General features: G+C 32.8%; 14 protein-coding genes. 8 read left to right on the forward strand and 6 right to left on the reverse strand.

Features of this window, described 5'->3' with window-relative positions; translation table 11 throughout:
* Window positions 1-86: 86 nt before the first annotated feature.
* Entirely contained in the window at window positions 87-341 is a 255-nt protein-coding gene (locus tag JC605_RS22640; RefSeq protein ID WP_198858349.1) for an autorepressor SdpR family transcription factor, read from the forward strand.
* Between the two features lie 3 nt (window positions 342-344).
* Window positions 345-1004, forward strand: a complete 660-nt coding sequence (locus tag JC605_RS22645) for an SdpI family protein (protein WP_198858350.1) — start codon at window positions 345-347, stop codon at window positions 1002-1004.
* A gap of 120 nt (window positions 1005-1124) precedes the next feature.
* Here JC605_RS22645 and JC605_RS22650 read toward each other — a convergent pair whose 3' ends face one another.
* Window positions 1125-5192, reverse strand: coding sequence for a T9SS type B sorting domain-containing protein (locus tag JC605_RS22650; protein ID WP_198858351.1), 4068 nt, complete (start codon window positions 5190-5192; stop codon window positions 1125-1127).
* A gap of 8 nt (window positions 5193-5200) precedes the next feature.
* Window positions 5201-12430 (reverse strand): T9SS type B sorting domain-containing protein, encoded by a 7230-nt coding sequence (locus tag JC605_RS22655; protein ID WP_198858352.1) that lies wholly within the window; start codon window positions 12428-12430, stop codon window positions 5201-5203.
* Between the two features lie 187 nt (window positions 12431-12617).
* Here JC605_RS22655 and JC605_RS22660 point away from each other — a divergent pair, with 187 nt between their 5' ends.
* Window positions 12618-14819: a radical SAM protein gene (locus JC605_RS22660; RefSeq protein ID WP_198858353.1), complete on the forward strand. Its 2202-nt coding sequence runs from the start codon at window positions 12618-12620 to the stop codon at window positions 14817-14819.
* Here the strand turns inward: JC605_RS22660 and JC605_RS22665 are convergent.
* Entirely contained in the window at window positions 14816-15580 is a 765-nt protein-coding gene (locus tag JC605_RS22665; protein ID WP_198858354.1) for an MBL fold metallo-hydrolase, read from the reverse strand. The genes JC605_RS22660 and JC605_RS22665 overlap by 4 nt on opposite strands.
* A 95-nt stretch (window positions 15581-15675) precedes the next feature.
* On the opposite strand from JC605_RS22665, the gene JC605_RS22670 reads away from it, so the two are divergent.
* A complete protein-coding gene (locus JC605_RS22670; RefSeq protein WP_198858355.1) occupies window positions 15676-15981 on the forward strand; it encodes a GIY-YIG nuclease family protein in 306 nt (101 codons plus the stop codon).
* Window positions 15982-16295: 314 nt separating this feature from the next.
* Here JC605_RS22670 and JC605_RS22675 read toward each other — a convergent pair whose 3' ends face one another.
* Together JC605_RS22675 and JC605_RS22680 are read right to left on the reverse strand one after the other, a co-directional pair.
* On the reverse strand, window positions 16296-16982 hold the full coding sequence (locus JC605_RS22675; protein ID WP_198858356.1) for a response regulator transcription factor: 687 nt from the start codon (window positions 16980-16982) through the stop codon (window positions 16296-16298).
* On the reverse strand, window positions 16979-18244 hold the full coding sequence (locus JC605_RS22680; protein WP_198858357.1) for a sensor histidine kinase KdpD: 1266 nt from the start codon (window positions 18242-18244) through the stop codon (window positions 16979-16981). Before JC605_RS22680 ends, JC605_RS22675 begins: the two co-directional genes overlap by 4 nt.
* A gap of 164 nt (window positions 18245-18408) precedes the next feature.
* On the opposite strand from JC605_RS22680, the gene JC605_RS22685 reads away from it, so the two are divergent.
* Window positions 18409-18828, forward strand: coding sequence for a DUF1573 domain-containing protein (locus tag JC605_RS22685; RefSeq protein WP_198858358.1), 420 nt, complete (start codon window positions 18409-18411; stop codon window positions 18826-18828).
* Between the two features lie 370 nt (window positions 18829-19198).
* Window positions 19199-20779 carry a murein L,D-transpeptidase gene (locus JC605_RS22690; protein WP_198858359.1) on the forward strand — a complete coding sequence of 527 codons (1581 nt, stop codon included), beginning with the start codon at window positions 19199-19201 and terminating at the stop codon, window positions 20777-20779.
* 198 nt (window positions 20780-20977) lie between these two features.
* Here the strand turns inward: JC605_RS22690 and JC605_RS22695 are convergent, their stop codons facing one another.
* Window positions 20978-21487: a C40 family peptidase gene (locus JC605_RS22695; RefSeq protein WP_198858360.1), complete on the reverse strand. Its 510-nt coding sequence runs from the start codon at window positions 21485-21487 to the stop codon at window positions 20978-20980.
* 217 nt (window positions 21488-21704) lie between these two features.
* On the opposite strand from JC605_RS22695, the gene JC605_RS22700 reads away from it, so the two are divergent.
* The gene (locus JC605_RS22700) at window positions 21705-22805 is read left to right on the forward strand and encodes an SGNH/GDSL hydrolase family protein (protein WP_198858361.1); all 1101 of its coding nucleotides are present in this window, start codon (window positions 21705-21707) and stop codon (window positions 22803-22805) included.
* Entirely contained in the window at window positions 22795-24177 is a 1383-nt protein-coding gene (locus JC605_RS22705) for a sialate O-acetylesterase (protein ID WP_198858362.1), read from the forward strand. Before JC605_RS22700 ends, JC605_RS22705 begins: the two co-directional genes overlap by 11 nt.
* Window positions 24178-24518: the final 341 nt, after the last annotated feature.

Raw genomic sequence — 24518 nt, forward strand, 5'->3', positions numbered from 1 at the left:
TATTTAAAAGCAGTAATGTAAAAAATTACTGCTTTTTTTTGTTTGTTTAAAAAGTATTTAGATATTTGTCTAAATATGTAAATGTAATGAATGATATTTTTAAAGCATTAAATGATGCAACTAGAAGAGAGATTTTGGATCTTTTGAAAGAAAAAGATATGTCGGCAGGTGAAATTGCAGATGTTTTTAATATTTCAAAACCAAGTATTTCTCATCATTTAGATATTTTAAAACGAGCCGATTTAATTACGTTTGAGAAAAATGGACAGTTCATCATTTACTCCATCAATACCACCATAATGGAAGATGTTCTGCAATGGATACTAACCTTTAAAAAATAAAAAATGAAACTAGAATTTAAAAAAGAGCTTCCTCTAATTGGAATTGTTTTGATCCCTTTTATTTATTTAGGCACAGTTTGGAATAGTCTGCCAGAAATAGTACCTATTCATTGGAATTCTAAAGGAGAAATAGATGGTTGGGGAAATAAATTTACTTTGATTGGAATGCTTTTTATACTTCCTGTTTTTACTTATATAATTATGTCCGTCATTTCAAAGATTGACCCAAAGAAAAAGATGTCTTTGATGGGAGGAAAGCTATATCAGTTTAAATTTGTTTTGGTTCTTTTTATGTCAATTTTAGCTTTGTTTATTATTTATAGCACCAAGAGCCAATCTATTTCTATTCCAAGTTTTATCTTCGTTTTAGTCGGAGCCTTATTCGTGATTTTGGGCAATTATTTTAAAGTAATTCAACCCAATTATTTTATTGGAATAAAAACACCTTGGACACTAGAGAATCAAGAAGTCTGGAAAAAAACGCATCTATTTGCTGGAAAACTTTGGTTTATCGCTGGTTTAATTATTATTGTCGGAAGCTTAATTTTTGAAAGTTCTGCCTTCTCTAAAGTATTTTTGACAATTGTATTTGGTATAGCTATAATTCCTATTTTTTATTCTTACTTAAAGTATAGAAGTTTAAAAAAGAAAGGAAGTTTATAGATTTATTAATTATGATAAAAGTAATAGTTGCCCTGATAGAGTTGTTGATAGACTATGTCATAAGGTCTTAATAAAAAAGGTTCGTATTTTAAATACGAACCTTTTTTATTAGAGTTAAAATTACCTTTTTAAAGAAAAGTGTCCTCTAAATTCTTTTCCATTAAATCTTGTAACCGTAAACCAATAATCTGAAGAAGGTTCTTGATTTCCTAAGTAAGTTCCGTCCCAAGAAGTATTTAATCTTAGTTCTTTTATGAGTTTTCCGTAGCGATCAAATATTCTAATAGATGAATTAGGAGCCAAATAATTAGGATCGATTGTCCAAGTGTCATTATGGCCATCACCATTTGGAGTAAAGAATTTTGGATAAGGAAGTTCTTCAACGAAATGAATGCATTCTGATGTTGTAGCTCCAAGAATATTTATCGTTACAGGAATTCTGTCACTTTCGCAGCCGCTGATTGTTTGAGAAGCATAGTAAGTTATTCCGTTTTCAAGAGAAGTTGATTCTGATAAGGGATTATTTGATGAAGTGCTTTCGTACCATTTTATATTTTGACCCTCTATAGCAATATTACTGATTTTGGCATTTTTTTGAATGCAAAATGATTGTGGCGAATCTGAAAATGGAATTGAAGTATCCTGAATTTTTACTGATATAGCAAATCTTTCACTTTCGCAGTTATTTATTGTTTGTGTTGCATAGTATGTTCTGGTTTCTAATAAATTAGTTTCAGACAAAAGACTTCCATTAGTTGCGGAATCGTACCATTTTAAATCTGTTCCTTTTATATTAAGGTTCTCTAAAGTAGCAATTTGGTCAATACAGAATTGCTGACTACTATTACCGGTTGGTAAGGCAGTGTCATAAACGTGGACTAGAATTGGTACTCTATCACTTTCGCATCCAACAGTTTGCGAAGCATAATATGTTCTATTATCTTCCAATAATGCTGTATTTGATATAGGAGAAGCGGAAAAATTAGTATCGAACCATTTTATATTTTGGCCTGTGATTTGAATGTCGTTAAGAGTCTTATTTTCTTTTTTGCAAAATGTCTGTTCTGTATTTGCATTTGGAACAGAAGGGGTATTAACGATTGAAACAGTGATACCAAATCTCGAACTTTCGCAATTGTTTTCTGTTTGAGAAGCGTAATAGGTTTGTCCGTTTTGTAGAGTCGTAGTTTCTGGCAGTAAAGAGCCATTTGTAGAGGTGTCATACCATTTTATTGCAGCTCCAGTAATTTCTAGATTTACAATTGTTGGATTTTGTCCAGTACAAAAAGATTGTTTTGGATTTCCTGTTGGGGCTAAAGTATTTAGAATGTTAATAGTGACAGGAATTCTTTCGCTTTCGCATCCGCTTATAGTTTGTGAAGCATAATAAGTCGCTTTATCCTGAACTACAGTTGTAATTGGTACAAGTGTTCCTGCAGTTAGGTTACTGTACCATTTTATATTTTGTCCCGTTATTTGAACGTTGGTTAAAGTTGCATTTTGCTGAACACAGAAAGTTTGTAGAGAAGATGCGTTAGGCAATGGTTGTTGTGTAATTGTAACCGTTTGATTTTGAGTTGATGTGTTGCCATTTCCATCATTGTAATTCCATACAATTGTGTAAGTTCCAGGCAAACTATAAGAAAGTGGATTTGTAGTTGTACCTGTAATTTGGCCAGCACAGGTATCAGTAGCAGTTGGAATTGTGCTAATAATCGTATTGCAATCTCCTGTTATTTCGATAAGGGTGGCTAAATTAGGAATTGGAGGTTCTGTATCTCTAATCACTACATTAATTTTTTTAGTACCATCACAGCCACCAGTTCCAGTAATTAAGCAGCTATACTCTCCTGAATTAGCTAATGATGTATTGGTAATCGTTGGATTTTGATCTGTTGATGTAAAACCGTTTGGACCCGTCCAAGCATAATTAGTCCCTCCTGATGCTTTTAGTTCTAGAGTTGAGTTAGGACATAGTGGAGAATTTGAAGATACTTCTAGTGCTTTAATATTAGGGTCTTCATTAAATTTCATTAAGAAATAATTTTTATCTCCCAAGATATTAGATTGATAAGAGTTTGTATCGGCAATATCATCGTTGAAACTTGATAGTCCAGCTAAAAAAATAGAACCTTCAGAATCTAAAGCCATTTTTAAAGTGTTATCATTGCCAATATATGTTCCCCAAATAAAATTGCCTTCTGTAGTAAATTTGCCTGCATATCCGTAATGAGTTCTAATGCGATCTGGTTTGTAAGAACACGGAGTAGTTAGATTATAATCAGTTTTAAAATCCATATTTCCACCTCCAATATAAAGAGAATTATTTTTAAAGATTATAGATGAAATATTAATGTCGCCTACATAAGTGCCCCATGTCCTTTGCCCAGAACTATTTAGTTTTGATAAAAAACCTTTGTAAAGATTAGAATTTGAGCTTTCAAAAGTACCAGGTGTTGCAATATTATCAGAACTATAGGTATAGCCGCCAATATAAATATTTTCATCACTATCGATCTCGACAGATTCAATATTTTCCATTTGAGAACTACCACCATAATAACTTCCCCATACTCTTATACCATCTAATGAGAATTTACAAACATAACCTTCTCCTGGATATGTTGGATCTGGTTTTTCTTGAAAAACTCCAGACGTTGTCATATTGTTGGTACTATCACTACCACCTGCAGCAACCAGATAAGAATCTGCGACGACAATAGTACTAAAATTATCTTTTCCATTGCCCCCAACATATGTACTCCAGATTAGATTACCATCTTTATTATATTTTGTAATAAATGCATCAGTAGGTGCTGTGTATGGATTTGTCGAATTGCTAAGTTGATTTTGAAAATTGCTATTTTGTGCAATGTTTGTTTTGCTAGAAGTTGTGCCAACAATGTAAATATTATCATTATTATCGAGATCTAAGGCAGTTGCATAATCGCTGTCTTCACCCCCAAAATAAGTGCCCCATTGTCTTACTCCATTACTATTAAACTTTACTAAGAAAGCATCTGAAAACCCTTTTAAATCTGGTTGAAAGGATCCGATAGTACTAATGTTTGTTTCTGACCATGTATAGCCTGTAATTAAAACGTTATCTTGAGAATCGGTTTTTACTCCATTAACATAAATGGCTTGTGTACCGGCATAATAGGTTCCCCAAAGTCTATTCCCATTTTTATCAAACTTAAACAAAATGCCATTTGTAATTGAATTGACATAAGGGTGACTTCCGCTTGTTTGATGTGCTCCAGAAGTAGCATAAGAAGGACTTTGAGATGTTGTAGATCCTGAAACATAGGCATTGCCAAGAGAATCAGTTGTTAAATCAGCTACCCACCAATTTGCACCAGAATTTCCAGTTTCATCTCCATAAAATGTTCCCCAAAGCCTAGTTGGGACAGGATCGATTACAACTTTTTTTCCAATCAAAAAATTTGCAGAACGAAATCCATAAACATTATTTTGTAATTTTTGATACCCTATAGTAATCATCTTTTTATGCCCTTTTTCTTCAATCCAGCTTGCAGGAAGTGTTTCTTCCATTTTTCCAAAACGTACACTCATTTGGATTTTATTATCAACTAGATCTGTTTTGGCCCCATTAAATTTCAATTTTATATCAGAAATTTTTCCTTTGGGATGAATGACAAAATTATATTCAACCGTTTTTTGAGAATCCTTAGGAATTGTAAAAACAACATCAATATTGGGATAAATATTTTTGTAGGTAACCTGTTTATATTGATGAACCTCTAAAACTCCTTCAGGTTTGTCTGGAACGTTATAATAATTGTCAAAATCAGAAGATTTTTGTTCCGTAATTAATTCAACTTTAGGATTAGAATTAACAAAATCAATATCGACCCTATGAAAAACATATTCTAGATTAAATTCTTCTTTTTGATCTTTTTTTGGAATATGATAAAGCAATGTTTTTGCTGTTACTGAAGGAATGACAGGAATTTTTTTTACTTCATAAATATCATATGAAAATCCATTTTTTTTCAATTGAACATTTAATCCATTGGAATTAAGTAAATATAAAACAGAGGCGTTTGATTTTCCTTTTTGATCAACAATCTGACCTTTATTTTCTTTAAAACCTATTGATTGAGTTGTGTTTTGAGAGAATGCTAGAAAATGCCATAAAAGCAAAAAAGCGAAATATTTTTTCATATAATTTTTTATCTTTTTAAAGAAAAGTGTCCTCTAAATTCTTTTCCATTAAATCTTGTAACCGTAAACCAATAATCTGAAGAAGGTTCTTGATTTCCTAAGTAATTTCCGTCCCAAGAATTATTTAATCTTAGTTCTTTTATGAGTTTTCCGTAGCGATCAAATATTCTAATAGATGAATTAGGAGCCAAATAATTAGGATCGATTGTCCAAGTGTCATTATGGCCATCACCATTTGGAGTAAAGAATTTTGGATAAGGAAGTTCTTCAACAAAATGAATGCATTCCGATGTTGTAGCTCCAAGAATATTTATCGTCACAGGAATTCTATCACTTTCGCAGCCGCTGATTGTTTGAGAAGCATAGTAAGTTATTCCGTCTTCAAGAGAAGTTGATTCAGATAAAGGATTGTTTGCTGAAGTACTTTCGTACCATTTTATATTTTGACCATCTATAGCAATATTACTGATTTTGGCATTTTTTTGAATGCAAAATGATTGTGGCGAATCTGAAAATGGAATTGAAGTATCCTGAATTTTTACTGATACAGCAAATCTTTCACTTTCGCAGTTATTTACTGTTTGTGTTGCATAGTATATTCTGGTTTCTAATAAATTAGTTTCAGACAAAAGACTTCCATTAGTTGCGGAATCGTACCATTTTAAATCTGTTCCTTTTATATTAAGGTTCTCTAAAGTAGCAATTTGGTCAATACAGAATTGCTGACTACTCTTACCGGTTGGTAGGGCAGTGTCATAAACGTGGACTAGAATTGGTATTCTATCGCTTTCGCATCCAACAGTTTGCGAAGCATAATAGGTTTTATTATTTTCCAACAAAGTAGTATTTGCCAGTGCGGCAGCAGAAAAAGCGGTGTCATACCATTTTATGTTTTGACCTGTCATTTGAATGTTGCTTAATTTTGCATTCTCATTTTTACAAAACTCTAGATTTCCATTTGCAGTTGGAGCTACTGGTGTGTTTATAATTGAGATTGTAACTGCCAATCTAGATCCTTCACAATTATTTTCTGTCTGAGAAGCATAATAAGTTTTTCCATTTTCTAGATTTGTGGTTTCTGCTAATAAAGAACCATTGTTTAATGCGTTATACCATTTTATTGAAGTTCCCGTAATTTTAATAGTTGCTAAAGTTGCACTTTGTCCTGTACAAAATGTCTGATTTGCATCTCCAGAAGGAGCAGGAGTATCTTGAATTTTTATAGACACGGTAACTCTTTCGCTCTCACAGCCATTTATAGATTGCGAAGCATAATAAATCTTACCATTTTGAAGCAAAGTTGTATTGGACAAGAGAGATCCGTTTGTTAATGCGTCATACCATTTTATGTTTTGTCCTGCAATTGTAATTGAATTTAATGTCGCATTTTGTTGAATACAGAATGTTTGAGGGCTTACAAGAGTAGGCTTTGGAGTAAAATTTGTAAAAGGAGTTATAGTAACCGTGGTTGCATTTGAGATACAGCCCTTATTATTTTTCACTTTAATAGAATAAGTTTTTGGGTCAAGATTTGATTTCACTTCAGTTGTAACCCAGCTATCACCATTATCAAAACTGTATTCTGATGCAACATCGGTAATTGTAATAGTACCTTTAGGATTATTGCAATCGGGCTGGATGGTTGTAAATGCAGGATTGCTCGGATAATCTGTTGGAGGATTAATGGTCGTAGATAATGGAGCAGATTCACAGCCACGACTATTTTTAACTCGAACAATGTAGGTTCCAGCAACTAAATTACCCGAATTTGGATTGGCTGAATAATTTTTACCATTGTCAAAACTATATTGAGCTGCAGTACTTGTAATCGAAATTGAGCCAAATGGATTGCTGCAAGTAGTAGGTTGAGTAACATTTAAAGTTGGAATCGAGGGAGCATCTGGCGCTGCATTTATAGTTGCTTTATACGCAATAGATGGACAGCCATTTGTATATTTTATTCGGATAAAATAACTTCCAGGAGATAGACTGGCGGTATTGCTGTTGCTCCAATTAAGACCATCATCAAAACTATATTGATTTGCAACTGTAGTAACCATAATACTTCCAGTAGCCGAATTACAGCCCGTTGGTTCAGTAACTACAACTTGTGGCGCTTCGGGTATTACAGGTGCAGCTTGTATTGTCACAGGTACAGCAAGAGAAATACAACCAGATTTATTGATCATCAAATTATAGGTTCCTGCAGATAAATTAGATTTTGTTTTAGATGTTCCAAATGTAATTCCGTTATCAAAACTATAGAGATCAGCAGCGGTATTAATTGTAATTGATCCTGTAAAATTGGTGCATGTGGGCTGAGTTGTTGTAAAAGCAGGAGCTGCAAGCGGTGATAATGGCGATATCGTGACTTTAGCAGCATCTGAAACACAACCTACTGAATTTTTAATTTTTACGAAGTAAGTACCTGGAGATAGATCAGTTTTTGTATTAGAAAAAACATAAGTTAACCCATTGTCGTAACTATAAGTTGATGCATTTGTTGTAATGGTAATAGAACCTTTTGAAGAGGTGCAATTTGGTTGTGTTGTAGTGAAATTTGGAGCCGCAATTGTAGTGCCAGAACTCAAGTTGGCAATAGTTGTTAATGATTCGCAACTATATGAATTTGTTTTGATTTTAATAATATATGTACCAGCTCCTACATTTACTTTCGTAGGACTCGTTGTCCAACTGTTTCCGTCATTGAAACTATAACTAATCGCTGGTGTTGTTATGGTAATGGTACCATCGGTTGCGCCACAAGAAGAAGGTTGAACTATCTTCACATCGGGTGCTGCAGGAATTGCAGGTGGAGTGTTTATATAAGTATAGCTACTAGAAGAGGTACAGCCTAAAGTATTTTTTATTATTACATTGTATGAGCCGTCAGCTAAATTTTTCTTTATAGGGTTTGTAGTCCAAGTTGTTCCTCCATCAAAACTATATTGGTCTGCAGTAGAATTTACGATTATAGTTCCTGTAGGATTACTGCATGTAGGCTGAATAGAAGTTATATTTGGTGACGGTAGGTAATACTTGTATATGTAAACATATTGTGAATTTGATTTACAACCTGTTGCATTTTTAATAAGTACACTATAAGACGTATTTGCGGGATTTAATAAAATTGGATTTGTAGTCCAAGTGGTGCCTCCATCAAAACTATAACTGTCAGCAGGAGTTGTAACGGTAATGCTACCGTCGTTTCCGCAGCTAGGTTGTACTACTTTTATGTTTGGATTGGGCAGATAATAAGGATTAATGTTTACTGATAAACCATAAGATTTACAACCTGTCGCGTTTTTTATCATAATGTTATAATAACCAGAAGTGAGTCCAGAAAGAACAGGCTTAGTTGTCCAAGTATTACCATTGTCAAAACTATAAAAAGCAGCAACTGTTGCAATAGTAATGCTTCCATTAACGCCGCATGTTGGCTGGATTACTGTAAAATCAGGGTTAGGCAAATAATATTGTTGTAAGTATGCGTATGCGTTGTATGGGTTAGATGTGCAACCAGAGGCATTTTTTACTACCAAAGAATAAGAGTTTGGACTAAGATTAGTAAATAAAGGATTAGTACTCCAAGTTCTACCTCCATCGATACTGTATTGTGCTTCAGTTGAAGTAAAGTTTATGCTTCCTCCAGTTCCACAAGTAGGTTGTGTTATTTTGAAGGTAGGATTGGGCAGATAAAACTCTTGAAGATATACTGAGTTCGAGTTAGAAACGCAACCTTGAGCATTTTTAATCACGGGGTAATAATATCCTGGAGATAGGTTAGAAAAAACAGGACTTGTTACCCAATTTGTCCCATCAAGACTGTAAAAGCTTGCAGTAGTATTAATTTTAATACTGCCTTTTGTTCCGCATCCTGGTTGAACTGTGGTTAAATTAGGTTGTGCCAGCATCGAAGAATCCATATAAATGGAAATGTAATTGGATGTACAATTCCCTTTTTTTATCATTAAATAGTAAGACCCCTGACTTAAATTATTAAAAACCTTACTTGTACTCCAGGTTGAACCATAATCTATACTGTAATAATCTGCAGTAGTGTTGAATGTAATATTGCCAATATTTCCACAACTAGGGTTGGTAACTGTATAATCTGGATCAGGAAGCCTTGCGTTGTTAATTTGAACGCTTACAGAGTTAGAAACACATCCTAAACTATTTTTTATCGCAATGTTGTAATATCCATAAGAAGTAAGATTTGGTAATGAAGGAGAAGTTCCCCAAGTATAACCTCCATCAAAACTATAGAAACTAGCAGTTGTATTTATTTTAATGCTACCCGGAGATGTACAAGTGGGTTGAACAACAGTGTAATCGGGTACATCTATATTTGGATTATTTAAATAAGCAGTATTTGGATAAGAGGTACAGCCAAGGCTATTTTTTATAATTATGTTATAAATGCCAGGAGGTAATGATTTAGAATTTAAAGTTGTCCACGTTGCGCCATTGTCAAAACTATAAAAGTCGGATAATGAGTTGATAGTGATTTTTCCATTTGTACCACAAGTTGGCTGTTCCAAGCTAATAATCGGGGTATCCAAATAAGGCTGATATAAATAAACATAATTAGCAGAACTGATACATCCTGCACTGTTTTTTATTTTTATTTGATAGGTTCCAAAAGGTAAAGTTTTAACATTATTGCTAGTCCAAGTTGCTCCATTATCAAAACTATATGAATCTGCTACTGTAGTAATAGTAATGCTTCCGTCCCTTCCGCAAACAGGCTGTTCAGTTGTATATTCGGGATAGGAGTCCTTAAAATCATTTAAATAAGCATAGGAATAACCAGAAGTACAACCTAAAGCATTTTTTATTCCTAAAGAATAACTTCCTGCATCTAAGTTGCTCATTTTATTATTTGTAACCCATGTAGTTCCTCCGTCAAAAGTATAAAAATCAGAAAGAGTATTGATGGTTATGCTTCCTTTTGTATTACAAGCGGGCAGTACGATTGTATAAGTTGGAGTTTCTAAAGTATTGCTACTAATGAGTACATTATTTGCTGATGAAATACAACCTTGTAAATCTTTGGTTCGAATTTTATAAGTTGCAGGTAAAAGATTGTTAGCAGTAGGATTATTTCCCCAAGTTTTACCATCATCAAAACTATAGTATGAAGCTGGAGTTATAATAGTAATACTGCCCGTATCTCCGCAAAATAGAGGATTGGTATAACTGTAATTTGGATACGAAGTAGAAGCCGCTGTAATAGTAACACTTTGCGAATAAGAAGTGCATCCATTTACAGTCTTTATTTTTACTAAATAGTTTCCAGGGTATAAATTACTCTTTGTAGCGTTTGTCTCCCAAGTTGCGCCATCATCAAAACTGTATTGTGATGCCGGTGAAGTTACTTTTATTGTTCCTGTCGCTACAAAACAAGAAGGTTGCGTAATTTGCAAGGTAGGAGACACAGCAGTTTGGCTAGGTTCGATACTAACACTTGCATCGCTGGAACATCCAAAAGAGTCCTTCACAGTAACAGAATAATTTCCTAGCGAAGTTACCGTAATACTTTGGGTAGTTGCCCCTGTACTCCATAAATACGAAGCTCCAGAAGAAGCGGTTAATACAGTGCTTCCAGAGCAAACATTTAAAATACCTGTAATATTTGCTGTTGGATTTCTCACCTCTAAATTGGCAGAAATTATTTTATAACAAGTTGCATCCTTACTTACTCTAACAAAAATAGAAGCACTTGAACTTGGATAACTTGTAAAATTGGTGATAGCATTCAAGTTGGATTCTGCTTCATTATAATTTTTGAAATAACTAAAATTTAACCCCGTTGTAGAAGGAACTATTAAAGAATTTAATGTAGATAAATTAAAGTTTTCAGTTCCATCGCGGTTGGCATCACATTGAGATATTTTTGCAGTTGTTACATTAATAGTACAACTTGAAGAGCAATTTAAAAAAGAAATATCCCAACCAGGATTTGCATCAGGATCTGTAGCAGAATCAAATGTGGTTCCGGAGCATGAAGTCCCAGAAATGTTATAATCTATTTGTACGCCTACATTATAATTAGCATTTGTAATATTTGGAAAATCACTGGTTTTTAATGTAAAACAAAATTTTTTATTTGTTGTGTCTAAGCTTGAAGTAGTTGATGTACTGTAAACAGACACATTATTACTGTTGTAAACATTTAAAGTGATTTTTTTTACTGATGCAGAAATTCCTCCAGAATTAGGAATAGTATAATTGCCACAAACTGAAATTGGTAAAGTCGGACAAACTTTATTCAAAGGATCAAGTTCTATAGAACCTTGCAAGTTTTCTGCAGAGTGTAAGGTACAAACATCATCAATATACATATACCCAAAATGCCCGCCCAATCCACATCTTGAAGCCATAAATTCAACGGTAAACTCCTCATTATTTGGAATTGATGAAATGTCCAATATTCCAGATTGCCAATTGGTAGTATATAAAGTAACAAAATCAGAATATTGACTTGGAACCTTACTGAAAATACAATTTTTTTCGTCTCCAACCAAACAAAATTCACTCACAACTTTTTTGTTTTTATCTAAAATACGTGCTTTTACAAAAGCTTGATTATCCGTATGGCTATCGTCGTATACACTTTGCAGTACAGCTTTGTAATTAAATTTTAGATAATTTTCATTATTGGTTTTAAACCTTTTGCCTTGAACAATAGAGCCATAGGTAGAGGAGTTCTCATAATTGATTTTAAGAGCATATTGGTCAAATGCTTTAATGTCTCCCATATAAGGGTCAATTAAATTGGAAGAAACAGTAGTTGCCATAATATCCATATTATTAGGATTATAGCGATTAATATACGAGTCGGCAGTATTACTTATTGATTGGCATTGCGTTGGACCAGGAGGATCGCCAATTGTACAAAGAAAATTCTTAAGATAACTGTTTCCGTTGACCGTTTCATATTGCTCAAAACCTGAATTAGTACACATTTCTACGCCTTGAAGAGTCGCTGCTGTTTTTGAAGTCAAATTTCCGTTGCCTGAATTAAAAATTGCCTTTTGCAAATTCAAGACTTCTGCCTTCATCTTTTCCTCTCTGATTTTCAAAAATTGCTTTTGCTGTTCCAAATTTTGAATTAGATGGCCATCTTTATCTTCTAATAATAAATTACGGGAAGATTTTGGATTAATTTCTTGCGAAAAAACACAAGAATATTTAATAAAAACAATAAATAAGAGTAAAGTTCTAAGCTTCATTTAAGGAAATTTTGTTGGCAAATATAGCCAAAATACAATGCCATAAATATGAAAAGAAAATGTTTTTGTAAGTTTAATATCAATAATAAAAATTTAAAATATTAAGAGATGTTAGCCAAATAATTCGGATTTATTTCTTTTGTCGAATAATTCTAAATATCCCTTATTTTTGCAAAAAAAAACTCTTTTGAAAACGAAACTTTTTGTAATTACGCCGCCTTTTACACAACTGAATACACCGTATCCGGCAACGGCGTATATAAAAGGTTTTTTAAACACTAAAAGTATCGAATCGGTTCAGGCAGATTTGGGTATTGATGTGATTTTGGAATTGTTTTCAAAAAAAGGGCTTATTGATTTGTTTGAAATCTCAAGCTCTAAGTTTCAACTTGACTCTGAAATCTCAGATAATTCTAAACGTATTTTTGCTCTTCAAGACGAATACATCAAAACAATCGATTCTGTAATTCAGTTTTTGCAAGGGAAAAATCCAACTTTGGCTTTACAGATTTGTCAGGAAGATTTTTTGCCCGAGGCTTCTCGTTTTGCACAGCTAGAAGAATTGGATTGGGCTTTTGGAACAATGGGAACTCAAGACAAAGCAAAACATTTGGCAACGCTATATCTTGAAGATATTTCAGATTTTATTGTAGAATGCGTCGATGAAAATTTTGGTTTCAGCCGATATGCAGAACGTTTAGGACGAAGTGCCAATTCTTTTGATGAGTTATACGAAGCTTTACAGCAAAAACCAACTTACATCGATTCGATTTTAATTTCGCTTTTAAAATCTAAAATCGAAGTCGTACAGCCAACCTTGTTTTTAATTTCTGTCCCCTTTCCAGGGAATTTATACAGCGCATTTAGATGTGCACAATGGGTAAAAGAAAATCATCCTGAAATAAAAATTTCAATGGGAGGAGGTTTTCCAAATACCGAATTACGTTCGCTTTCTGATAAACGTGTTTTTGAGTTTTTCGATTTCATTACTTTAGATGATGGAGAAGTCCCAATTGAAGAATTAATTTTTCATTTAGAAAATCCAGATTCTGATTCTTTTAAAAGAACTTTTTTATTAGAAAACGGAGAAGTCGTTTACAAAAACAATTCTTTAAAACACGATTACAAACAAGCTTATGTAGGAACACCAGATTATTCAGATCTTCCTTTAGATAAATATATTTCGGTTATCGAAATTGTAAATCCGATGCACAGAATGTGGAGCGATGGAAGATGGAATAAACTCACAATGGCGCATGGCTGTTATTGGGGAAAATGTACTTTTTGCGATATTTCTTTAGATTATATAAAAGTTTACGAGCCAGTTGCGGCAAGTTTGCTTTGTGATCGAATGGAGGAATTGATAGAAAAAACAGGTCAAAACGGATTTCATTTTGTTGATGAAGCCGCACCGCCAGCTTTAATGCGTGCTCTAGCTCTTGAAATTCTAAAAAGAAAACTCGCCGTAACATGGTGGACAAATATCAGATTTGAAAAAAGCTTTTCAAAAGATTTATGCTTGTTACTGAAAGCTTCTGGCTGTATTGCTGTTTCAGGTGGTCTAGAAGTTGCTTCAGACCGATTGTTGAAATTAATTGATAAAGGAGTTACAGTAGAACAAGTGGCAAAAGTTACCCGAAACTTTACCGAAGCAGGAATTATGGTTCATGCGTATTTAATGTATGGATATCCAACACAAACGATTCAGGAAACGGTTGATAGTTTAGAAATGGTTCGCCAATTGTTTGAAGCTGGAGTTTTACAATCTGGTTTTTGGCATCAATTTGCTCTTACGGCGCATAGTCCAGTCGGATTATATCCAGAGAAATTTGGGGTGACAAAGAAAACAGAAGTAATAGGAACTTTTGCTAATAATGATATAGAATACATTGATTCTACAGGAATCAATCACGATAAATTCAGTTTCGGGTTAAAGAAATCGCTTTTCAATTTCATGCATGGAATCTGTTTTGATTACGAATTGCAAGATTGGTTCGATTTTAAAATTCCGAAAACAAAAATTCATCCCGATTTTATTTTTAATGCCTTAGAAGAACAAAACGATTTCAATACAAAACCAAATGCAAAAGTGGTTTGGTTGGGCGGAAAACCTTCAGTGTCTTTATTTACGAAATCGAAAAAAGGAAGAAGTTGGGAAATGATGTCATTGACTTTTCACGATAAAAAAGAAAGTTTCGATATTCAAACCAGCAAAGAAGAAGGCGAATGGCTAGTTGCGATTTTATCAAAAATAGCCGTTTCAGGTTCTAAAAATTATACTTTTCAAGAAGTCAAAACTGATTTTGAAACCGAATTGGAAGATTTCGAATTGTTCTGGTACTCTAAACCTATAAACACTTTGCGTGAATTTGGATTATTGGTGCTTTAATATTCAATACATTCTCCATCATTTGGGATAGAAGTTTTAGTTAAAAGGCCATGATCTGAAAGAGCTGTTTTTAATTGAAGTCTTGTTGTCGGACAATGGTTTAAAGCCTCTAAATGATTTGCCAGAACTTTTCCAGGAGCAAGTGTGACAAATTTTAAAATGTCATCCATTCGCATTAATAATGGCTGTCCAATATCTAGTCTTGCGGTTCCGCAGGCTACAATCGAAATATCAGGTTTAAATTGCGTTAAAACCTTTTCTACATGTGCTGTAAAAATAGTATCAGAACTAATATAAATTGATTTTTGATCGGCTAATTCAATAAGAAATCCCATGACATTTCCCATTAATTTGGCGATAAAACCATAACCATGAATAGCTGGAATTCCAGTAATTTTTCCGTCTAAGAACTTTTGTGGTTCCCAATATTCTAGAGTCTGAATTACACTAAGTCCTCTTTGAACAAGTGCTTTTTCGTCTTTAGAACTGCAAATAACAGGAATGCTCTTTCGTCTTAAAAAAACCTCGCCGGCTTTATCAATATGATCTGCATGCAAATGTGTAATCAAACAATGCGTAACTCGACTTAAGATGTCGCGACTGTTTTTTGGCAGTGCCACCAACGGATTTCTTTTCGGTTTATATCTGAAAATAGTAAAAGGCGGAATTGTTTTTCTTTTACCTAACATTGGGTCAACTAAAATGACATGCTTCTCTGTTTCAATTACCAAAGTGGCATTTCGCAAATGATGTAATTTCATATCCAAGAAAATTAGATACTAAAAATACAAAGTTTTTCTAAAATTAATTTACAGATTTTTCTTTATTTTTAGTAGTATTGTCATTATTTAAATTTATGCATTTACAAGAAGGTTTTCATACGTATTTCATTTATATTTTGACAAATAAATCGAAATCTGTCTTTTATGTTGGAGTTACTAATAATTTAAAAAAGAGATTAATAAAGCATAAAGAGAATATTTTATTGAACCATAAAACTTTTGCTTCGAAATACAATGTTGAGTTCTTACTTTATTACGAAAAATTTACTTGGATTCAAGAAGCGATTGCGAGGGAGAAAGAAATTAAAGGATGGAGGAGAGAGAAGAAAATTGATTTAATTAAAACTATAAATCCTGAATTGAAATTTTTGGAATATTAATTCGAAGACAAAGTTTTTCAAGTCTAGTTTGTCATTCCGACGGAGGAGGAATCTCCGTAAGTAGCTCGCCAAAGATTGGAATAGCTTTGTGGAATATTGTCGTGGAGATTCCTCCTCCGTCGGAATGACAAAACTTTGTGGTTACAGGTATGTTATTTAAAGTTTTTCAAGCCTAGTTTGTCATTCCGAGGAACGAGGAATCTCCGTAAGTAGCTCGTCAAAGATTGGAATAGCTTTGTGGAATATTGTCATGGAGATTCCTCCTCCGTCGGAATGACAAAACTTTGTGGTTACTTTACTTTAAGAAAAAAAGTTTACCCAATAGAAAATCTAAACCCAATTCCATGTAGGTTTTCAATCGAAATGCCTTGCTCGTTGGCTAAAATTTTACGTAGTCTCGAAATAAAAACATCTAGACTTCTTCCCATAAAATAGTCATCTGTTCCCCATAAAGAGGTTAAGATTTGTTCGCGTTTTAAAACAGAATTTTTATGATCTAGAAAAAGTTTCAATAATTCGGCTTCACGTTGGGTTAATCCAACTTTTTCTTCGTCATTAAAAAGAATGAAATTTTTAGTGTCAAACTGATATTTTCCTACCTCATAAATTGTTTTTGCAGGCGGAATATTTTTCTGAGATCGTTTCAAGAAAATTTCAATTTTCAGAAGTAACTCTTCAATGCTGAAAGGCTTTACCAAATAATCATCTGCCCCAAGACGAAGTCCTTTAATGCGATCTTCTTTTAAAGTTTTAGCCGAAAGGAAAATAATCGGAACATTAACATCAATTTTCCGAACTGCTTCTGCAAGCTCAAAACCATCCATTTTTGGCATCATAATATCAAAAATGCACACATCAAATTCTTCTTCCTCAAAAATTTTAAGTGCCGATTTTCCGTCAGAACAATGAATCACTTCATAATTATTTTGCTCCAAATTATCTTTGGTTAAAAACGCAAGGGTTTCGTCGTCTTCGGCATATAGTATTTTGAAATTTTTCATTTTTTGTAAGGAATTGATAAAGTTAAAGTAACACCTTTTTCTTGATTATTTTCGGCTTTTATTTTCCAGTTTTGCAAACTGCAGATTTCTTTTACATAATATAAACCAAGTCCAAAACCGTTAACTTCGTTACTTTTTTCGTTCTGAACGCGGTAAAACTTATCAAAGATAAAAGATATTTTTTTAGGATTAATGCCAATTCCATTATCAATAAATTCGAGTTTTAGACAATTATTATCTTCAATGATTTTTATTGTAACTTCTGGTTTTTCATTACAATACTTTATAGCATTATCCAATAAATTATAAACTAAATTGGCAAAATGAAAAGTATCAGTTTCAAGCAAATATTCTTTTGAAACGGTTTCAATTGTAATAGAAGCCTCAGGATATTTTAGTTTAATGTTTTCTATTGTCTCTTCAATAATCGGAACAATTAAAATACTTTCTTTTTTAAGTTCTAACGGAGTATAATCAGATCTTGCAATATCTAGAATCTTTTCGATGTGGCCGTTTAGTTTATTTCCTTGATTGATAATAATATCGGTATAAGTAAAAAGTTTTTTATCTTCTTTAATTGGTTTTTGTTCGATCAAATATTTCGATGCAATAAGAATAGATGCTAAAGGAGTTTTAAATTCGTGCGTCATATTATTGATGAAATCACGCTGCAGTTCTGAATATTTTTTATGCTGTAAAAGTGTAAAAATAGAATACACATAAATCAATAAAATCAGAATCAATGCGGTTGAAAGAATAAACCAAAAACGCATAGAACTGAATAAATAGGTGGTTTCATTTGGAAAACGAACAGCGAAATAATAAACCAGATTTTTATGTTTAGGAAAATAAACAGTCTTTTTACATTCTGATTTTTTCTTCGAAAGCGAAATATAATCGCCATAAATCATTTCATCACTTTGGCAATTGTACATTGCATATTCAAAGTCGGTCGTGATATTCATTTTTTTGAATTCTGTCTTTAGATAAAATTCTAAAATATCAGGTTCAAATTCATTGTCGACATTTACAATATAATAGTCGTTTGCAATTTTCTGTACAGGATTCTGAACCGGAAGTTCATGATTAGTTCCTTCGTATAATTTTTTAGCCACTTCTAGCAAAGCAATATGTGCTTTTTGGCTAAGTTTTTTTTGTTCGATTGTAAAAGCCTCTTTTGTCCATAACAATTGCGCCACCAAAATACTAATGATGGCTACCAATCCTAAGATAATGATGCTGTTAAGTTTATTAATTTTCAAGAATGCAGAATTTTAAGAGTGTAATATTAATCAATTTTAGCCTGAAAATAAGCGATTAACAAGTCATTAACAAACGTTTGAAAGCGGTTAACAGCGATTTGTTTTTGTCTGAATTACCTTTGTAATATCAAAATGAACTACAAACCATTTTAAATATATCAGTTATGAAAATGATCAAAATTTCGATGTTAGCTTTGGCTTTAGGCCTAATGTCTTTTTCGGCAATTGCGCCAGTACAATCTTTAGTTTCAGATAATGAAATTTCAGAAACTGCTGCAGCTTCTACAATTGTTTGGAAAGCAGAAACAATTGATGTAGGACAAATTCCGCAAGGAACTCCAAAAGCAATTGTATACGAATTTAAAAATACAGGAAAAACAGCTGTAGTTATTACAAACGTACAAGGATCTTGCGGATGTACAGCTACAGATTACACAAAAGAACCAATTCAGCCAGGTAAATCTGCAAAAGTTACTGCAACTTACAATGCTGCAAATAAAGGTGCTTTTACAAAAACAGTTACTGTAACAACTAGTGCAGAAACAACACCTAAAGTACTTACTTTAAAAGGTACAGTTATCTAAGATTTTTAATAGGTTGGTTATATGGCGAAAGCTCCAGACATGAAAATTGTTTGGAGCTTTTTATTTTTTTATTAAACGCTTAAATTTCAAAAAAATATGGTTAAGATTTGTTTCGGAATTCTTTGATTTAATAGAAATTTTTCTACTTTTAACTCATTAAATAGAATTTAAAAAATAGACTTTAATACATAGAAACATAGATTTTTAAGTCTAAAAATAGGGATTAAAAAGAAACAAGTTTCGACACATAGATAAACTATGTGCATTTAAATTAGCGAAACGCCTTTTTTTAATTTTTCAAAAAATTATGTTTGTATGTGTTGAAAATAATTAAGCTCAACAGATTTACTTTTAATAAAAAAATCTACTTATGAAAATTTGGTATACGCCTTTAATTGCAGTTTTTTTTTTCGTTGTTTTTTCGTGTAATTCGAAAGCCGATAAGAAGGAAGAAAAATCGATAAAAAAAGTTGAAAAAATTCCAGAATTAAAACTTACAATTGACACCGCACGCATTGCGAAGTTTTATGAAAATTATCCTAAACTGGATAAATTTAAAAATGATGTAACCGCTTTGTATCAAAAAAACAAATCAACTCAATTATGGCAGGATAATAAAGGAGTAGTTGAGTTTGGAAGTACATTATTCAATCAATACAAAAATTTAGATCAAGAAGGATTAAAAGCCAATTATCCTTATAAAGAAGAACTAAATTCGGTTTTCGAAAACAATCCAACCAAAAAATTATCCAAAGAAGATACCGATTTACTACTGTCAAATTTGTATTACTATTATGCCGAAAAAGTATATGCAGGTTTTGATGAAAAAACAAGTATTTCGTTAGAATGGCTTTTGCCAAGAAAAAAATTCAACTATCAAGTACTTTCAGATTCTATTTTTAAGAAATCAACCATTTTGGATGATAAGAAGAAAAAGATGTTCAGCCAGTATTACAAGCTTCGTGATGCTTTAAAAGAATATAGAGAAATTGAGAAAAACGGCGGTTGGAAAACTATCGAAACTGGTGAAGATTACAAAGCGTTAAAAGTTGGAGATTCATCAGATATTGTTGCTCAAATTAGAGAAAGGCTTTTTATAACAAAAGATATTAAGGAAGATAATAAAAGTGCCGTTTGCGATACCATTTTAATGAAAGCTATGAAGTACTATGAAGCACGTCACGGTTATACTCCAAAAAACACCATTTTATTAGAGCATATAAATGATTTAAATATTCCAGTTTCAGAACGTATCAAAACAATCATCGTGAATATGGAACGTTGCCGTTGGATTGATCCTGAATTAGAAAAAGGTCAAAAATATATCGAAGTTAATATTCCTGAATTTAAACTGTATATAATTGAAGATGGAAAAATTGCTTTTATCTCTCCAGTTGTGGTTGGAAGAGCAATGACCAAAACCGTTATTTTTAGCGGAATGATGAGTAATATTGTTTTTAGTCCGTATTGGAATGTACCAACGAGCATTATTAATTCGGAGATTAAACCCGGAATGGCAAAGGATAAAAATTATCTGCAAAAGAAAAATCTGGAGTGGAATAATGGCGCGGTTCGTCAGCTTCCAGGAAAAAATAATTCTTTGGGTTTAGTGAAGTTTTTATTTCCAAATTCAAGCAATATTTATTTGCATGATACACCTTCAAAAAGTTTGTTCGAAAGAGAAAGCCGAGCATTTAGTCATGGTTGTGTACGTGTAGCAAAACCACGTGAATTGGCAATTGAACTATTAAAAGTAGATCCGCAATGGAATCCTGCAAGAATTGATAAAGCCATGCATGCAGGAAAAGAAAGCTGGTATACGCTTAAGAAAAAAATTCCGGTATACATCGGATATTTTACCGCGTGGGTTGATCGCGAAGGAAATCTAAACTTCTACAAAGATATTTATGGAAGAGATGAAAGTCTAATTAAACTCTTAACCGAAGAATAAAAGTGTAAGGTTGCCACGAATTGCACGAATTTACACGAATTAAATTATAGTATTGCAAATAAAAAATTAGTGAAAATTAGTGCAATTCGTGGCAAAAAATAAAAGCCACAGATTAAAGGATTAAAAAAATCTGTGCAAATCTTTTTATCCCGATAGCTATCGGGAGTGGCAAAAAAATAAATTAGTGGTTAAAAAAAACTATTTCTCCAAGACATCAACACATTTATAAAAGCGTTTGGTATAATGTTCTGTGTCAAGCGCTGTTATAGTTACTTGCTGTGCTTTTCCTGATGAAGCATGAATAAATTTCGAATGCATTCCATTGGCTTCACAAATAATTCCAACGTGACCTACAATATTTCTGTTTTTATATCCGTAAAAAACTAAAATATCACCAACTTTAAAATCTTCTGGTTTTACAGTTTTACCAATATTTTTATAACCGCTAGAACTTCGCGGAAGCGTCATTCCAAAATTTTTAAATACATAACCCACAAAACCCGAGCAATCAAATCCTTTTTGCGGATTACTGCTGGCGTACCTGTACGGAATTCCTAAATGTTTTTTTGCAAAAGCAACAATAGAATCACGATTGATTTCGGTTTGAATATTAGAATTTTGAACTAGAATTTGTTCACTATTCTTTTTGAAAGTAAAAGAAGAAAATAATATAAAGGCAGATAGAAAAGTAAAAAGACGTAATTTCATTTGGGCTATAAAAACTATTGGATTGATAAATAAAAACGGCAAATTAAGCATTTCAAAGCAATACTATTTGATGCACTTGTAAGAATTAACGTTATGAAATCCAAAAGTGATGTGTTTGTGTGGTGTTTTTTTATTACTTTTTGACATTTTAGTATCTTTTTCGATATTCTCTTTCCAATATATTTGTGAATCGTATTTAGATTTTAACAAATAAATTATGTTTCCCAAAAAAATAGCCCTTTTAATTTTGTTTTTGCTGATTTCAGTTATTTCGACTTCGCAAACACTAAATTCAAATAAAACTTTCTTATATCAGGGCAGAATAGAAAAACTGCAAAATGATAATGTCATTTTAATCGGAACAGCTTCATCTGTTTCTTTCAATTTTACAGGAAAAGAGTGTTCAATTTCACTTCAAAGCGTAGACGCTTATGAACATCATAATTATGTTCAATTGGTTTTGGACGGTAAATATATTGGGAAGATCAGAATTGAAAAAGGAGCTGTGCAGGTATTTCCAATAAAAGTGACTTCAAGTAAAAAAGAACATCGACTAGAAATTTATAAAAATACTGAAGCCCAAAGCGGCAATATTTTGTTTGCTGGAACAACTTCGAAATTAATTCCGATTTCGTTTAAAAAGAAAAAGAAAATAGAATTTATTGGTGATTCTATTACTTGTGGCGCGGCTAGCGATCCGTCTGATGTTCCTTGTGATAAAGGAGAATACATGGATCATCATAACGGTTATTATGCTTATGGACCAACACTTTCACGAGAAATCGATGCAGATTACTTAATGAGCTGCGTTTCTGGAATCGGAATGTATAGAAACTGGAATGATGAGAATAAAGACGAAGCTATAATGCCAGATGCTTATCCAAATTTATATCTAACGAAAGATGCATCAAAACCTAAATATGATTTTGCTTTTCAACCTGATATTATCAGTATTGCTTTAGGAACAAATGATTTTTCTGGCGGAGATGGTAAAAAAGAAAGATTGCCTTTTAATCCAGAAAAATACATTTCGAATTACATCAATTTTATAAAAATGTTGTACGAACATAATCCAAAAGTACAGATTGTAATTACGAATAGTCCAATGGTTGGAGGAGAAAGAGGAGTTGTTTTTGAAGATTGTCTGAATAAAGTTAAAAACGCTTTCGCGAATGATAAAGCACATAAACCAATTCAGATTTTCAAATTTAAACCAATGACTCCAAGCGGATGTTCAGGACATCCAGATCTTGCAGAACATAAGGTTTTGGCAAACGAATATGCTCCATTTTTAAAGAAGTTGCTAAATGAAAAATAATATCTATAAGTTTGTTTTCTTTTTATTGATTTCCAGTACTATGATGGCAAACATTTCGCTTCCGAATATTTTTAGTGATAATATGGTTTTACAACGCAACTCTCAAGTGAAAATTTGGGGTTGGGCAAATCCTAAAGAAGAAATTAAACTAGTTTCGAGTTGGAACAATCAGGAATATAAAACCGTTGCCAGCAACCAAGCAAAATGGGAATTAACGATTAAAACCTCAGAAGCGGGCGGACCTTTTACTATTTCTATAAAGGGCTACAATGAAGTGGTTTTAAAAAACATTCTAATTGGAGAAGTTTGGCTTTGTTCTGGACAATCAAATATGGAAATGTCTGTGAGTTGGGGAATTGATGATGGAGAAGAAGAAATGAAAAATGCCACGAATCCAAACATTCGGTTTTTTACCGTTCCGAAATTAACGGCGGAAAGTCCGCAGAATAATTTGCTGGGAAATTGGACAGAATCGACTCCAGAAACCATGAAATATTTTAGTGCGATTGGCTACTTTTTTGCTAAACGCCTTCGCGAAGATTTAAAAAATGTTCCAATCGGATTAATTTCTTCGAATTGGGGCGGAACTCCGGCTGAAATCTGGATGCCAGAAGATGTGGTAAATAATGATCCGCTTTTATTAGAAAATGCAAAAAAGCTTAACGAACAAGAATATGGACCAAGACAACCTGGACGTGCTTATAATGCGATGATTTATCCAATTGTCGGATTTAAAATCGCAGGAACGCTTTGGTATCAAGGAGAATCTAATGTTGGTTCGTTAGTTTATGATAAAACTTTAGGAGCCTTAATTACTTCTTGGAGAAAAGAATGGAATGATAATTTTCCATTTTATTACGTTCAGATTGCGCCATTTAAAAATGGTTCAAATAATTTCTCAAACGTAACGGTTAGAGATTCTCAGAGAAAATTATTGAAAGAAGTTTCAAAAACAGGAATGGTTGTAATTAGCGATATTTCGGATACGATTGATATTCATCCCAAAAATAAAAAATCGGTTGGAATTCGTTTAGCGAATTTGGCTTTAGCAGAAACTTATAAAACCAATTCTAACTTGGTTAATGGACCACTTTTTAAAGGAATTAAAGTGGATAAAAATACAGTAATCGTTTCTTTTGACTACGGAGACGGATTATACTTTAAAGACAAAAAATCGAATCAATTCGAGGTTGCGGGAATAGATGGAGTTTTCTATCCAGCCGAAGCTTCGATTAAAAATAACGAAGTGATTGTGACAAGTAAAAAAGTAGCTTCTCCAGCAAAAGTGAGATTTGCATGGGGAAATACGATTCAGTCAGATTTGTTTAATAAAGCGAATTTGCCTGCTTCTTGTTTTATTTCTGAGTTATAGAGAGAAGGGAAAAGAAGCAAGATTTTAGATTATTGATCTGCTTTGCCAGGCTTAGTGAAGTCGAAGCTAAAAATGTATAGTTCGAATCTCTCAAAGACGCTAAGACGCAAAGTTTTGGAAAACTTAGGATCTCAGAAGCTTAGCATCTTAGTACCTTAGTACCTAAAAAAGAACTAACTAAACCATCATGAAAAATAAAAAAATAATTATTATCGGGGTTTTGTCCCTGTTTACTGTTGGAAATATGAATGCACAAAAGAAGCCGTATCTGGATAAAAATAAAACTGTTGAGCAGCGCATAGACCTGCTTCTGCCATTAATGACGCTGGAGGAAAAAGTTG

This window comes from Flavobacterium sp. IB48, assembly GCF_016405855.1.
Lineage (GTDB): Bacteria > Bacteroidota > Bacteroidia > Flavobacteriales > Flavobacteriaceae > Flavobacterium > Flavobacterium ginsengisoli.

Coding starts and splice junctions, on each gene's coding strand:
- JC605_RS22675 (WP_198858356.1), bottom strand. CDS start 16,982: ATGAAAAATTTCAAAATACTATATGCCGAAGACGACGAAACCCTTGCG.
- JC605_RS22645 (WP_198858350.1), top strand. CDS start 345: ATGAAACTAGAATTTAAAAAAGAGCTTCCTCTAATTGGAATTGTTTTG.
- JC605_RS22650 (WP_198858351.1), bottom strand. CDS start 5,192: ATGAAAAAATATTTCGCTTTTTTGCTTTTATGGCATTTTCTAGCATTC.
- JC605_RS22690 (WP_198858359.1), top strand. CDS start 19,199: ATGAAAATTTGGTATACGCCTTTAATTGCAGTTTTTTTTTTCGTTGTT.
- JC605_RS22655 (WP_198858352.1), bottom strand. CDS start 12,430: ATGAAGCTTAGAACTTTACTCTTATTTATTGTTTTTATTAAATATTCT.
- JC605_RS22670 (WP_198858355.1), top strand. CDS start 15,676: ATGCATTTACAAGAAGGTTTTCATACGTATTTCATTTATATTTTGACA.
- JC605_RS22705 (WP_198858362.1), top strand. CDS start 22,795: ATGAAAAATAATATCTATAAGTTTGTTTTCTTTTTATTGATTTCCAGT.
- JC605_RS22695 (WP_198858360.1), bottom strand. CDS start 21,487: ATGAAATTACGTCTTTTTACTTTTCTATCTGCCTTTATATTATTTTCT.
- JC605_RS22685 (WP_198858358.1), top strand. CDS start 18,409: ATGAAAATGATCAAAATTTCGATGTTAGCTTTGGCTTTAGGCCTAATG.
- JC605_RS22640 (WP_198858349.1), top strand. CDS start 87: ATGAATGATATTTTTAAAGCATTAAATGATGCAACTAGAAGAGAGATT.
- JC605_RS22700 (WP_198858361.1), top strand. CDS start 21,705: ATGTTTCCCAAAAAAATAGCCCTTTTAATTTTGTTTTTGCTGATTTCA.
- JC605_RS22665 (WP_198858354.1), bottom strand. CDS start 15,580: ATGAAATTACATCATTTGCGAAATGCCACTTTGGTAATTGAAACAGAG.